The sequence below is a fragment of the Pedobacter sp. Bi126 genome, assembly GCF_918698245.1.
Taxonomy (GTDB): Bacteria; Bacteroidota; Bacteroidia; order Sphingobacteriales; family Sphingobacteriaceae; genus Pedobacter.
The window spans coordinates 150,572-164,077 of the sequence record NZ_CAKKMS010000008.1 but is presented as its reverse complement, the minus strand read 5'-3'; the positions used below and the strand labels follow the sequence as shown (position 1 = coordinate 164,077).

Below are 13,506 nucleotides of genomic sequence, written 5' to 3'. Positions count from 1 at the left end.
ATGCTTTAATGAAGCAGGCCAAAACACCCTCAGAAAATCCACGTTTTGATTGGTGGGAAGTAGAAAAATAAATGAAGATGATTAAGCCAATTCTAATTTTGAGCTGCACTTTGCTTTTTGCCTGTAAAAATGATACGGTAAAGCGCAATATTCAGGTGAAAGTGAAATATAAGCCTGCAGCTTGTTGTTCATCTAACCTGCCATCAAGGTTTGGTATAAAAGCGACTGGTAATGTTCGCCCATTCGGCAATAAGCGGACTAAAAAATCATTATAAAATTAATTTCAAGGTTAGTGTCTCACCAACTTTTTTTTTTGAATTTGATATTGTAGCATAGCGAGGAGATAATTTTTTTATTAATATTAGAAAATGAACGCGCAGTTCTTTTGGCGGATTGCAGCCCCGCTTTACGCTTTATACCTATGAAGAATCGGTATGTCCGCTCCAATCGGGTTTAGGAACAAGGGTTTGTGCGCATCCTGCAACCACAAAAATGAAATACTGTTTTGGCCCAATAGCCCCGGTTGAAGCGTTACCCTGCAGCAACGAGGTACGAGGCAGCGAAGCGTAAAAGCGGAAAACGGGAAGAGACTGAGTGTTTTGCACAGGCGCTGCGCTCCAATCCAAATCAGCATTTCTTCTCCTTAGCCTATGACCTATGCAGACAGTGCTGCTATGTTGCAGATTTATCTTTAATCCTCAAATAAATAACCGCTATATGCCAATCGTTTTATGCTATCGGTTGGTGTCTCACCGACCGAAATAGAAAACTCTTTATTAGGTTTTGGAATTGGGAAATGAATGACTTGTGGTTCTTGGCGGCTGTCAGCCCCGCTTTACGCTTTATACCGATGAAGAATCGGTATGTTCGCTCCAATCTGGTTTAGGAACAAGGGTTTGTGCATCCTGCAACCCTAAAAATGAAATACTGTTTTGGCCCATTAGCCCCGGTTGAAGCGTTACCCTGCAGCAACGAGGTAGGAGGCAGCGAAGCGTAAAAGCGGAAAACGGGAAGGAACTGGGTGGTTTGCACAGATCCTGCGCTCCAAATCCAAATCAGCATTCTTCTCCTCGGCCTATGACCTATGCAGACAGTGCTGCTATGTTGCAGATTTATCTTTAATCCTCAAATAAATAACCGCTATACGCCAATCCTTTTATGCTATCGGTTGGTGTCTCACCGACCGAAATAGAAAACTCTTTATTAGGTTTTGGAATTGGGAAATGAATGACTTGTGGTTCTTAGCGGCTGTCAGCCCCGCTTTACGCTTTATACCGATGAAGAATCGGTATGTTCGCTCCAATCTGGTTTAGGAACAAGGGGGAGTGGAAACCTTAAAAATGAAGGGCTATGGGCTAAACAATTTAATCGTTGTAAACGATTGACTATTCAACGCTCGTTAGAAACGAGCGTTAGCATAAAATAAAGTCATTTAGGTTTATAGGTTTTGATCTGTTAAGATAAAGACCAAAGTGTAATAAAATTAATTCAGATAAACAAAGCGAAAATTGGCACCCAGCTCTGTTCTCTCTGCGCTTTATTCTTTGTGCCCTCTGTGGTTAAAAACCAGTCGGTAGCAAATTTGAACTTGGCTGCTGCAGATTCTTCATTACATTCAGAATGACAAAATGCTAATTTTCAAATAAATAACCGCTATACGCCAATCCTTTAGCCACACTTTTAAAATTATCGCCAGAGTTTAATGGAATGTGCGGGAATTTGGTTTTAAACAAGTTTTGTACGGCCGAAACCATCGATGTTCCTCCGGTTAAAAACAAGCAGTCAATGTCTTCTGGCTTGATTTTGTATGTTTCCATAAACTGATCCAGATAAGCATCGATTTTGTTGATGTCTTTTTCGATAATCGAATTATACTGTTCGAGTGAAATATTTTCATCAATCTCAATTTCCATATTGTTATAGGCAAAGGTAGAAACAGGCTGGCCGGAAAGTTCGATTTTCGTTTTCTCAATCGATCTGAACAAAGAATAACCGAGGTTATTTTCGATCAAGGTGATCAGGTTTTTAAATTTCGGATCGTTGCCTGAGTAATAATAATATTCCTCAATCTCTTTCTGGATTTTTAAACCGTTAAAAAAGTTCATTTTATCCCAGGTGCAGATATTGGCAAAAAGCGATTTCGGCACATTTAAAATTTTGCCGGGTGTAGCCTCATACATCGTGTTTTTTCCAAAGTAAGGAGTGCCTTTATCCCACATAAAAGCAGAATCCAGACTATCGCCACCAATGTAGATACCACCAGAGGCAATCATATCGTTTTTACGGTCTTTGCTGCCAACTTTATCCGGATCGAGAATCAGGTAGGTGAAATCTGTTGTACCCCCACCTAAATCGGCCACTAAAACACGTTCTTTTTTCTTAATTGTTTTTTCGTAGGCAAAGGCGGCCCCAATAGGTTCGAATTGAAAACGCACATCAGTAAAACCCGCGCTTTCGGCAGCTTTTTTTAACCTGGTCTGCGCCAGGGTATCTTTCATCGTATTATCATCATCAAAGAAAACTGGCCGGCCGATAATGGCTTTGTGGCAATCTTCGCCCGTAATCAGATCGGCTTTTTCTTTCAGGTCTTTAAGAATGAGTGTAACCAGATCGGAAGCTGTATATCGTTTATTGTGAATGCGGGTTTCAGTAAAAGTAGTTCTCGAAAGGATCTGTTTAATGGATTTGATAAAACGGCCTTTCATACCATCGTTCAGGTAAGCGTCGATTGCTTTTTCGCCAACAATATGACTTTCACCATCAATAACGCTTTTTACTTCTGTAAAATAGATTAATGAGGGGATAGAAATCGTATCTACAATTTCTTTCTTTTCTTCATCATAAATAGAAAGTGCCGAATTGGTTGTTCCAAAATCGATTCCGTATAAAAACTTACTCATGGCTTGGTATGCTGTGTTTGGCGACTAAAATGGGGTTGCGAAAGTATTAAAAAAAGAGCTATTGAACTAAACTTTTTTAAAATAACTCACTTGTACCCAAATGGGCGTTTACAATGCGTGTAATTTGCTGGCCAAGTTCTTTTGCATTGCCAATTCCTACGCTTTTAAGTGCTGCCAGTTGATCGGTAGTTCTGGGCATTTTTTCGGCAATGGAAAGTAGTGCTAAGTCTGAAAGTACCGCATAATCTTGAGTACCCCGTTGCAGCGCGATTGTTTTGCGCCATTCGACCAGATTTTTATAAACCTGTGGATTGGAAACCTCTTTCGGCTTGATGCTCGATTTAACTGGTTTTTTCTCTGGCTGTTTATTGCCTGCCGCATGTAAAGTATCGATATAATCTTTGATCGAAAATGGATTCCACGAAATTTTAAATAAAGCCAGTTTTATCTGGAGTGCATCTTTACAGTCGTTTAATACCGTAAGGAGTTTGTCAGAGTGGGTATCATTATAAAAATTGATGGCTACAATTCTTGCCATTAAGGTAATGAGCTGTTCAAGTTTTGGAACGAAATAATCAGATGCCTTCTGCAAACGTTCCATAAAAGCACTTTCATTTGCCGGATTTTCATCGGTACTTATTTTAGAAAATTCTTTTGCGATAAAATTCCTGGCCACTTTAAAGATTTCGTGCTGAAGGATCTGGCAGCCTTGTTCGTAAATTGATAAAAAGGCATTTTTCTCGTCCTTGTCGATCAGTTTGGAACGCCCGAGTTTCTCCCAGTCTTTGGCAACCAGTGAAAAATCCAGCAATTCATGGATCAATCCCCAGGCGTATCGCTGCGTATAACGTGCCAGCAGCTCTGGCGTAGGTTTATCCTGGTGAGCGGCCTTTGTGAAACTGATTACCTTGGCATCGGTAATGATGTTTTCGGCAACCACAGGTGATTTTAAGATAAGCCCTTCCAAACTTCTGCAGCGACTGAGTGCTACGTAGGCCTGTCCGTGGGTAAATGCGGTGCTTACATCAACTATCGCCTGATCAAAGGTTAATCCCTGGCTTTTATGTACGGTAATGGCCCAGGCTAATTTAAACGGGTATTGCGAGAATGATCCAGTGCTGGTTTCGTCGATTTTATTTTCTTCGTCACTCAGGCTATATTTAACATTTTGCCAGATTTCTTTTTCTACTTCGATTTCCCTGCCACCGTTGGTAAAGGTTACTTTTATCGAATCTTGACTGATAGCCGTTATTTTTGCCGCTTTTCCATTGTAAAACTGCTTTTTGCCCGAAGAATCGTTTTTAATAAAAATAACCTGCGCACCCAGTTTTAACTGAAGTTTTTCATCGGTAGGGTAGGCATCTTTAGGGAAATCGCCACTTACCTCCGCATTAAATTCGAAAATTTCTCCTGGTAGTTTTTCTAAACAGCCCTGGTTGATTTCGTTAACCAGCTGGTTGTGTGTGGTTAAAGTAATGTAATCATCTTTCCATTCCTGATCTAAAGATGGATCGTAACGCTCATTCAGCTTCGCTAGTAAGCCAGCATCAAGACTGTTTTCGCGCATGCCGTTCAAAATATCCAGAAATATGGGGTCTGATTGGCGGTAAACTTTATCTAAGGTAAACGTAAGCATTGGCGTAGACCTGAAAATCAGACTATCGAAAAAGTAGGGGCTGGAATAATAACTGCCCAGGATATGCCAGGCATCGTGAAAAATAGGAGAGAGCTGGTAAAGATCGCCGATCATTAACACCTGAACACCACCAAAGGGACGGTTAGAGCCTTTAACACGTTTTAAAGTACGGTCGATAAAATCAATTAAATCAACCCTTACCATACTTATCTCATCAATAATCAATAAATCAAGGCAGCGTAATAACCTTGTTTTTTCGTCTGAATATTTGAAATTCGTTTCCGCATTTTCATCAACAACAGGAACCAAAGGACCGAAAGGAATCTGAAAAAAGGAGTGAAGTGTTACGCCACCAGCATTTATTGCGGCCACAGCAGTAGGTGCAACAATGGCAAAATTCTTTTTGGTGGTATCTCTAATCTTGCGTAGCAGCGTAGTTTTGCCCGTTCCAGCTTTACCTGTTAAAAAAACAGGCTGGTTGGTGGTGGCTAAAAAATCTAAAAGAAGTTGGTTGTCCGGGTCGGGCGTATTCATATCAATTACAAAATTAACCTATTCGAAATGGATTTGAGGATAGATTAATCGGCGTTTTATCCACAATTTTTAGTTAGAAAAGACGGCCCGTAAAATGAAAAGTAAAATTAAGCACTTGAAAATGAGTTTATATTCTTTCTTTTTATGAAAAAATGCCGAAAACATTTTCGAAAATTCAATTCAAATTTGTAACATTGCACTCGCAAAAAAGGATAACCTTTTTTCCGGGCCTATAGCTCAGCTGGTTAGAGTAGAAGACTCATAATCTTTTGGTCCCTGGTTCGAGCCCAGGTGGGCCCACTGCTTTAAACCCCTTTAAGGATGACTTGAAGGGGTTTTTTGTTGCTCAAAAAAAATATGCTATAGGTGGTTTAAAGGCTGTTTTCTGTAATAGTAGCAAACTGCTGCAGTTTCAAAATCTAACCAATTCCAGTTACAAACGTAAGGTAAAAGACGGCACAGTCAAATCTGTAAAACTACCTGGTGGCGATCGTTTTTACCTGAAAGATTTACTGACTGCCTACTAAAAAAGCCGGCGAAATGGCCGTATTTGACTACCCCTGCTATACCTGTTCTGTACCCTTTGTTGCTACCAGGTTAACCCCAAGTTAACCCCAGGGTTACCCCGGCTTTACCTTTTCTTTACCTAAAAGGTAAAGCCAGCGCCTGCTTTCGCAGAATGGCACCACCGCTTACGGTTATGCTGCCCTTAAGCAGGCCGCCACCCAATGTCATTATTTAAGCGTTTTTAACCACAAATGCGCACAGATAAACACAGATTTTTATATCTGTGTGCATTCTTTTCTATCTGTGGTTAAATTATTTTTTGTGCCGAATGGTTCAACTTAATGATATTGGGCTGCCATAATGCCTTGGCTTTTGCACCGCCGCCCAAACAGTAACGGTCCATTTTAGCTCAATAACGGTCTAAATTAGCTCAATTTAGCTCATTTTAGCTCAAAATGACATGGCAATGCAGCTAAACCGCTAGGTTTGAGCATGGATTTAAAATATACCGGTATAAACAGAAATCCTTTTATAGAAACATTCTTTCAATAAAAAACAAAAATTATGGCAATGTATTCAAAAGGCGCAAATGACGCATTTTCGGGCAAAGTAGGTAGTGTAATCGGGAGTAAATGGCTGAGTAACACCCAACCAAAGAGGCTACCCTTTTTTTGAGATAGCCTCTTTTTTTTAATTAAGTATCTAAAAAAACAGAATTTTAAAAGATGTATCCGGGTTGAAATGATTTTTTTATCGATGCCGTATTAAAATTGATCACACGACTTCAGGAAAGACGGGGTTACTTGCGAAAAAATTCGTATAAAGCTTACTCCCTAAAGGAATTGCGGAAAAGGGTTATTCATCTTAATTCAGTTTTTCCTTTTTGAGGTCTTTGATAATGTATTCAACCCACTGATCGGCTGATATGTTGAGCTTAACATCTGGACGGAATCCTGTTGCATCAATTGGCTTTTTATCGGTCCAGCTCGATTTCGATACTGGCATCATAAGTATCAGCATTTTGCACGGAAGTGGCGTTTGTGATGTTGGCCCTTCGTAATCCATCATGCCTACACTATTCCTACCATATCGTGTTGTCTTTTTGCTCTGTTTCATTAAATGAAAAAAGTATTCTGTAGAGCTACCGCAAAGTTCATCAGTAATTAGTGCAACTTTAGCAGGACTGCCAAGAACAGAATCAAGAGGGATCGTCAATCCGGGGATCTGATAAAACGTGCTTTTGGCAGATGGGAGTTCTTCGTAGATTTTTTTGAGCTTAGCCACATATTGATCCGGATAGTATTTTTTTAGATCTACAGGTACTGGATTTTTGACGAAATACTCAAGCTCTGATCTTTTGAGCCGGACATTGTCCTGGGAAATCCGAAGTAAAGGGCTGTCCTGTTTGATGGGGTTGGTCATCACGTAGGGTAAGAGAAAGTTCCAACCGGAATTGCCCCCTCCGTTCCCACGCAGATCTATGATCAGGTACTTACTATTCCTGATGGTTTTATCATGGGCTGCAACTAATTTCTCGATTTTACTGTCGTTATTAAAGAAGGTCGGAATTTTGATATAGCTGGTTTCCTTGTCCAATTGATAATAATCGAGTCCATTGTTGCTGTTTTTCCATGTACCTAACTCCTTTTTTTCTTTGGCAGTCATTTCATTCGGAAAAACCCTTCCAAAAAGTGAAAAATTCCACAGTTGTAGCAGGCCACCTCTTTGCTGGGCATAAAAATCTATACTGTTAAATACATTATACTGGTTTAGGAGATAGCCTTTTTGATGCGGTTTTAGTGTGAAATAGACAAGCCCCTTATGGAGCATGCTATCTTTTGCACTAAGTACAATAGCCTTGTATTCATTGCCCGGGAATTTTTTTATGCCCAGCTTAATTGAACTGTCTGCGTTTATCCAAATGCCTTCAGTGCCAATACCTGGTTTCAGTGTTTTAAAATAAGATTCGTCTATAGTTATGGTCTCTTTTTCGTAATCATCTTTGTTGAGGTATGTCAATGAAAAATGTTTGTCTGCAAAAAAACGAACATAATCTTTAATAAGATAATAGCAGTTTTTAGGATTGCTTTCATTCTCTGCCTTTGCGCGGAGACTGGTTACCAGATTTTCATAGGCCGGTTTTGTCTTAGCATATACTTTTTGTGGAAATCCGGCATAGTTGAGCTCAGTTTTAACAATTGCCTCATTTAAATTCTGCAGGCAGTTACATGGTATCTGTTGTGCTATAAGGAAAAAGGGAAAAATAGCGGTAATAAGGAGGATACATAGTCTTTTCATCACAGTAATTTGATTGAACACTAATATATTAAAGTTCTCAGTTTTTTGATAGTATGGCTCCCGATTTAATAGCATAATCAAAATTGCAGCAAATTTATGATTGGCAGGGCAGTATATTATAATGTAAGGTTGGACTTGGCCAGACAGCTATTATTGTGTTGAGGTAAATGTTACCTTGAAGAATCCTTATGTTTTGATTAGCAGATTCTTCAATTGACTTAATATAATTGCATGTTTAACGTTTAATGCATCCATGCTTTTGACAGACTTTAAATAGTCTTTTTAATAATTTTAAAGAAATCTAAAATTTTGGATCGAAGTTAAAATAAATCGGATTTGATAAAGCAACCATATTTTCACTTAAAGCCATAGATTTTGGTACCTGTGGATACGGTGTATTTATGCCCTCAACAGTTACCCGATAATAGCTTCTCCCTTTTGTTTCTGGTGTATCTTCAAATTGAACCATTGGTATTTCGCCTTTAGCATGGTAAGTATTCAATTTCTTTCCATTTTTAATGATGGTAATAGTGTAATCTACATCAGGCAAAGTATTACCAATTAACTGAACCAAAAATTTTACAGGTTTACCTTTCGAAATGGCATTGTCGCCCATCATCATCTCAAATTTCCCATCTTCATTTGCATCTGCATAAAATTCTACTCTTGGTGCAAAAGGATTTGAACTCACAGAAACCTTTCCATGAGTTAGCGCATCAACAATTGCCGTTAAACTTTTTTCCTTTGCAAAAACCCAGGTTGTTGGCGTACCAACATAATTATATTCAGCTTGATAGGTGTTTGCACTTGGTTTTTCAGCTCCTGTAGGTACGCCGTGATGTGTATCACTTCCTCCTCTTCCCGTCATCATCCTTCCTGATGAAAGCATATCATCCCAGATCATAATTGCATTTGCATTTTTTGACCAAACTGACGAATTCCAAACTTCAATCGATTGAACCAGATCATAAGAAAAACCAAAATTGTCTTTTCCGCTTGGATGGTTTGCCGATAAGTGAATATTAAGAGATTTCTTCACTTTACCAATATTAATATCACGTTCATCTCGAACATCAAATAAGCGTTTATGATGATACGGTTTATCAGAAAATACATTTCCATGCCCTCTCGTTGTCGTCCATTCTGCACCATATAACAATAGAAGCGAGTCTGATTTAAATTCTGGATCTGCCCAGGTATGGTGTTCCATATCACCGTCTACATGATTATCGTGATCTGTAATGCACACATAATCCATTTTAACAGATTTAGAAAAATTAATGATTTTTGCTATCGGATTATTCGATGATTCTGTACTATGCCGTGAGTGCACATGTAAGTCGCCTTTTAGCCAAACACCATTTTTATTTATGATTGCCGGAGGATTAATAGTTTCCTGTGCCTGGAGATAGCCTGCATTGAGCATTAAAATGAGGCAAAATGAAAAACGAAAATATTTTAATTGAATAGTCATAACCTAATTTAAAATAGAATTAAAAAGCACCTGCAATGCAGGTGCCTGATTATTTATTTGCCCTGTAATTAAGATTAAGCTTTTACTAAAAACGCTTCAGGCATTTCTGCTGCCTTGAGCATAAAGTTATGCAGCTCGTAGTTTTTAACGAAAGGCTTCAAATTTTCCGAACCCGGGCCAAACATAGTTAGTTCCACGTAGTCACCGGTATGGTTCATTCCGGCCCATTGTACATCGGTATATTTGCCCAAAATTTTACCATACTCGTAAAATGGCAGGTTCGATTCGTTGTAAAGCTGACCAGGAACAATATCCTTGAAATGCACTAATAAGGATTTTACATCTTCAGATTTCATTTCGAAACCTTGGTTTTCTTTTATCAGATCAATTATTTTCTGTTCGCTAAAGGATTGGTTCAATTGCGCCAACAACCAGGTGTTGCTATGCTTGAAATTCTGTAAACTATCAAATTTTTTATCAGCTTCATCAGCATAAAATAAACCAGGATTTGAATTCCCGTGATCAGTAGTGATGATAACCAGCGTTTCTCCATCCTTTCCTGCAAATTCAATAACCTTACCAACCGCTTCATCAAAAGCAAGCTGGTCGAATATTAATCCACTTACATCATTAGAATGTGCGGCCCAATCTACTTTTCCACCTTCTACCTGCAAAGCAAACCCGTCTTTATTATCTTTCATCAAATCGATAGCCTTCATCGTCATTTCTGCTAATGATGGGGTAGATTTCATTAGGTTTTTATCGTACTTTCTGTCTACTTCATAAGGCAATCCATCTTCGGCAAATAAACCTAAAACGGGCTTATAATTATTCAAAGCCAGCATTTCGTCTCTATTTTCAGCTACTTTATAACCTTGGGTTAAATATTTAGGAATCAGGTTTCCTCCGGCACGTTTTTCTCCAAAATACTTTTGTCCGCCACCCATCATTACATCAAATTTTAAGCCCAGGTAGAGCTCTGCAATAATATCCTGCCCCCCACGGTTATCTATGTTTATACAAAAACCAGCAGGTGTTGCATGTGTTATGGGTACAGTGGTTACACAACCTACCTTTTTACCTTTTTCTTTAAATTTCTGAAGGATCGGTTGTGGTTTTTCGCCTTTCATGCCTACATTAAGTGAACCGTTTCGAACCCGCATACCACCACCCCAAGATGAACTTGCCGCGGCAGAATCGGTAACCAAAGAACTTGCGGAAGCCGTATCCATTAATGCCCTAACAGCCTTGTTATCTCTATAAAGCCCCAGCCACTTACTGCTTTTGTCAAATATGCGATTGGAATAGATATCAGCCATATTCAGCGTTCCTATACTCATGCCATCACTTACCATCATAATGATGTTTTTAGCTTTCTTTGAACCGCCAATAGGTTTAGCGATAACATCACTTACACCTGTAAATGGAATAGTTAAACCTGCTAACAATCCACCTTTTAACAATGACCTTCTATTCATATTCTATTTACTTTTAAATAAGGGATTAGCTCTGTAATATTTGCCACCAGCAAAGCTGACAGCGTAATCGGAATTAAAGTGTGTACTTTTTAAATAATAATCTGTTGTGATAACCTGTGCGCCAGAATTACAAGCCGCATTAAAATCACCCTTATCGTTTTTACGGGCCTGTTGCGTATCGTTATCGGCCCGTGTTCTAACGATGTAACCTTTTTTTACCATTTCAGAAATCTGTTTGTCTTTCGGGTTATTTCTAATCATAAAAGCAGCCTCAGGTGTGCCGGGATCTGAATTCGTAAACATTACACGGCCTTTTAGTGATGGATGATTTAGAATATAAGTTTCTCTTTTTTTGCCGGTAGCATCCAGTACAAAAATAAATTTGCCTTTCGCCTGGCTCAATTTTGGCCAGTTCTGATGAAGTACAGCACCTTCAAGCGAACTATATTTACCTCTTACTAAATCAGGAAGAATGATATGTTCTTTACCTAAATGCTCTAAAATCACTTTATCCAATTCATCAAAAACCTTTGGCGTAAATAATTCCGGTGACGTAAATCCAGGTTTTTTTATCGAATCATCTTTAGCCTCAAGTGTAATAAAAACCGGTGTATGATCTGCATGTGCTTCTGACCAGGTACGCAACACTTTTAAAGCTTCGACAAAAGTTGGTGTAGAACTTCTAAAATCGAGTTCGGGGATGTGTAAAACCTTAAAACCAGGTTTTCTCATTTCTCCGGAAGCATCAAAAGCAGGTTGATCTTTCGCCCAATCTAAACCTTTTGGATGCGCATAACGACCACCAGCAGAATCAGCATAAACATCAATCTCCAGGTTTCTTAATCCCATATTTAATTGTTCGGGAATAGAAATGTGCTCATAATCAATCTTACTCGCAGATATCGAATCCGTTTTCTTAAACATCGTAAATAATGCCGGATCGATGGCTTGCTTATAACTGTTGTGCGAACCAATTACCTGAATCTGATTGATGGTTGGATCTTCGTGAACCGTAATAAACGCTATTGCTGGCAATACCAGCAATAGACTAATGCAACTGATGATTCTCATACACCTTTTTGATTGTTAATACCCAGGGTTTTGTTTCAGGTTTGTATTAAGCTTTAACTCGTTTGCTGGAATAGGATAAATTCTTCTGGTTATATCCTTATTCATGAAAAGTACATCGTTTGGTAACGGATATTCAGTTTCAAATTGTCCGAAACGGATTAAGTCATTTCTTCTCCAAGCTTCCCAGCTAAATTCACGGGCTCTTTCATCTAATAAATTCGTTAATGTTGCGGAACTTGCCAATTCTGCACCTGCACGGCTTCTTATTTTATTTAAAAGCACCAATGGAGTTTGCAGCTCGCCATTAACAGTAGTAGCAGTTGCTCCTCTTAATATCGCTTCTGCTTTCATGAGCATTACATCTGCCAAACGGAGTAGGGGCATATCGTTGCCATTTAAACGTGTCGCCTGAATTGCATTTACATCAGGCCAGTACTTCACCGATCGAACACCTTTAGCCTGATCTGCAACGGTATTACCTAAGTCCATTGGCTTGCCTGGTTTCAAGATTAAATCTGGCGTAATTTCTATTTGTGTAGTTGTTCCTGCAACAAAAACAGGTTTAGTTAGATCAGGCTTACGATTAGCATCTGGCGCATATTGTTTGCCAATTAACCAGAAACTGTTTCGGATATCATTGTTTAAATTAAAACGATTATAATATTCGGGAGTAGTGCTCATTGCAATACTGAAACCTACGTTAATTCCATAAGCTGCCGCTAAAGCAGGGTAGAAACCAAATCTTGTCATCTGGTTACCCGGAATCTGCTGGTCGTAAGGAATAGCGAATATAGTTTCATTAATCAAAGGACCGTTGTTTACATCAAAAATATCTGAATATTTGTTATCCAAAGCGTAGTTGGTGTTTTTTAGAATATTATCAGCCATAATTACGGCATCTGCATATCTCGGTTTGCCAGTATAGACTTCAGCATTAAGGTACATTTTTTCTAATAAAGCATAAGCCATTGCCTGGGTTGGTCGGCCATAAACCAATACACGGTTATTATTATCTTTTATTGGTAATTGCGGAATAACGGCTAAAAGTTCTTTCTCAATAAATTCAAATACTTTATCTCTGGTTTGGTTTCCAGGCAGCGTACTTACCGGGAAAGTATCGATAATCGGTACATTACCATATAAATCCATCATAAAGTAATAGTATAAGGCCCTCATTGCTTTTACTTCTGCTAAACTGCTGCTTTTTACTGTAGCAGAAACTGAAGATTCACTAGTTAGGTTGATTAAGCGGTTGCAGTTATTGATTCCGCCAAATCCCCACTGCCAGATATCTCTCACATTCGGGTGATCAATCGTCCAGGTATGGTAATGGAGCTGTCGGTATTGACCGCCATCATCAAAGTTTCCATCACGTGCCGGAATAATTGCGGCGTCTGTAGAAAGCTCTTGCATTCTCCAATATGGAACGCCATACTGGGAAGAAAGATTTGAATACATGGTGCCATAAAGTGCCGCATAATCTGAATTGGTAAAAGGAAAATTATCTTTAACATATTGCGATTCAACATCGACATCTAGCTTACTGCACGATTCTAATACCATCAGGCAAGCAAGGATATTAAATAGGATTATAATCTTTTTCATTTT

Annotated in this window: 9 protein-coding genes and 1 tRNA gene; 2 read left to right on the top strand and 8 right to left on the bottom strand. The window is 38.9% G+C overall.

The window, feature by feature from the left end; genetic code table 11:
- Positions 1 to 419: 419 nt before the first annotated feature.
- The 3 genes from LQ201_RS23460 to LQ201_RS23450 form a co-directional block, all read right to left on the bottom strand.
- A complete protein-coding gene (locus LQ201_RS23460) occupies positions 420 to 626 on the bottom strand; it encodes a hypothetical protein (protein WP_230146699.1) in 207 nt (68 codons plus the stop codon).
- Between the two features lie 1,005 nt (positions 627 to 1,631).
- Positions 1,632 to 2,900: an Hsp70 family protein gene (locus tag LQ201_RS23455; RefSeq protein WP_230146101.1), complete on the bottom strand. Its 1,269-nt coding sequence runs from the start codon at positions 2,898 to 2,900 to the stop codon at positions 1,632 to 1,634.
- A gap of 76 nt (positions 2,901 to 2,976) precedes the next feature.
- Positions 2,977 to 5,070, bottom strand: coding sequence for an HRDC domain-containing protein (locus LQ201_RS23450; protein WP_230146100.1), 2,094 nt, complete (start codon positions 5,068 to 5,070; stop codon positions 2,977 to 2,979).
- Positions 5,071 to 5,296: 226 nt separating this feature from the next.
- Between LQ201_RS23450 and LQ201_RS23445 the strand changes: the two genes are divergently transcribed.
- A tRNA-Ile gene (locus tag LQ201_RS23445) sits at positions 5,297 to 5,370 on the top strand.
- A 26-nt stretch (positions 5,371 to 5,396) separates the two neighbouring features.
- Positions 5,397 to 5,597 carry a hypothetical protein gene (locus LQ201_RS23440; RefSeq protein WP_230146099.1) on the top strand — a complete coding sequence of 67 codons (201 nt, stop codon included), beginning with the start codon at positions 5,397 to 5,399 and terminating at the stop codon, positions 5,595 to 5,597.
- A gap of 844 nt (positions 5,598 to 6,441) precedes the next feature.
- Here LQ201_RS23440 and LQ201_RS23435 read toward each other — a convergent pair.
- From LQ201_RS23435 to LQ201_RS23415, 5 genes are all read right to left on the bottom strand, one after another.
- Positions 6,442 to 7,875 (bottom strand): S41 family peptidase, encoded by a 1,434-nt coding sequence (locus LQ201_RS23435; protein ID WP_230146098.1) that lies wholly within the window; start codon positions 7,873 to 7,875, stop codon positions 6,442 to 6,444.
- A 301-nt stretch (positions 7,876 to 8,176) separates the two neighbouring features.
- On the bottom strand, positions 8,177 to 9,349 hold the full coding sequence (locus LQ201_RS23430) for a CehA/McbA family metallohydrolase (RefSeq protein ID WP_230146097.1): 1,173 nt from the start codon (positions 9,347 to 9,349) through the stop codon (positions 8,177 to 8,179).
- A gap of 74 nt (positions 9,350 to 9,423) precedes the next feature.
- Positions 9,424 to 10,827 (bottom strand): alkaline phosphatase, encoded by a 1,404-nt coding sequence (locus LQ201_RS23425; protein ID WP_230146096.1) that lies wholly within the window; start codon positions 10,825 to 10,827, stop codon positions 9,424 to 9,426.
- A 3-nt stretch (positions 10,828 to 10,830) separates the two neighbouring features.
- Positions 10,831 to 11,898 carry a phosphatidylinositol-specific phospholipase C1-like protein gene (locus LQ201_RS23420; protein WP_230146095.1) on the bottom strand — a complete coding sequence of 356 codons (1,068 nt, stop codon included), beginning with the start codon at positions 11,896 to 11,898 and terminating at the stop codon, positions 10,831 to 10,833.
- Between the two features lie 15 nt (positions 11,899 to 11,913).
- Positions 11,914 to 13,503, bottom strand: a complete 1,590-nt coding sequence (locus tag LQ201_RS23415; RefSeq protein WP_230146094.1) for a RagB/SusD family nutrient uptake outer membrane protein — start codon at positions 13,501 to 13,503, stop codon at positions 11,914 to 11,916.
- Between the last annotated feature and the right edge of the window lie 3 nt (positions 13,504 to 13,506).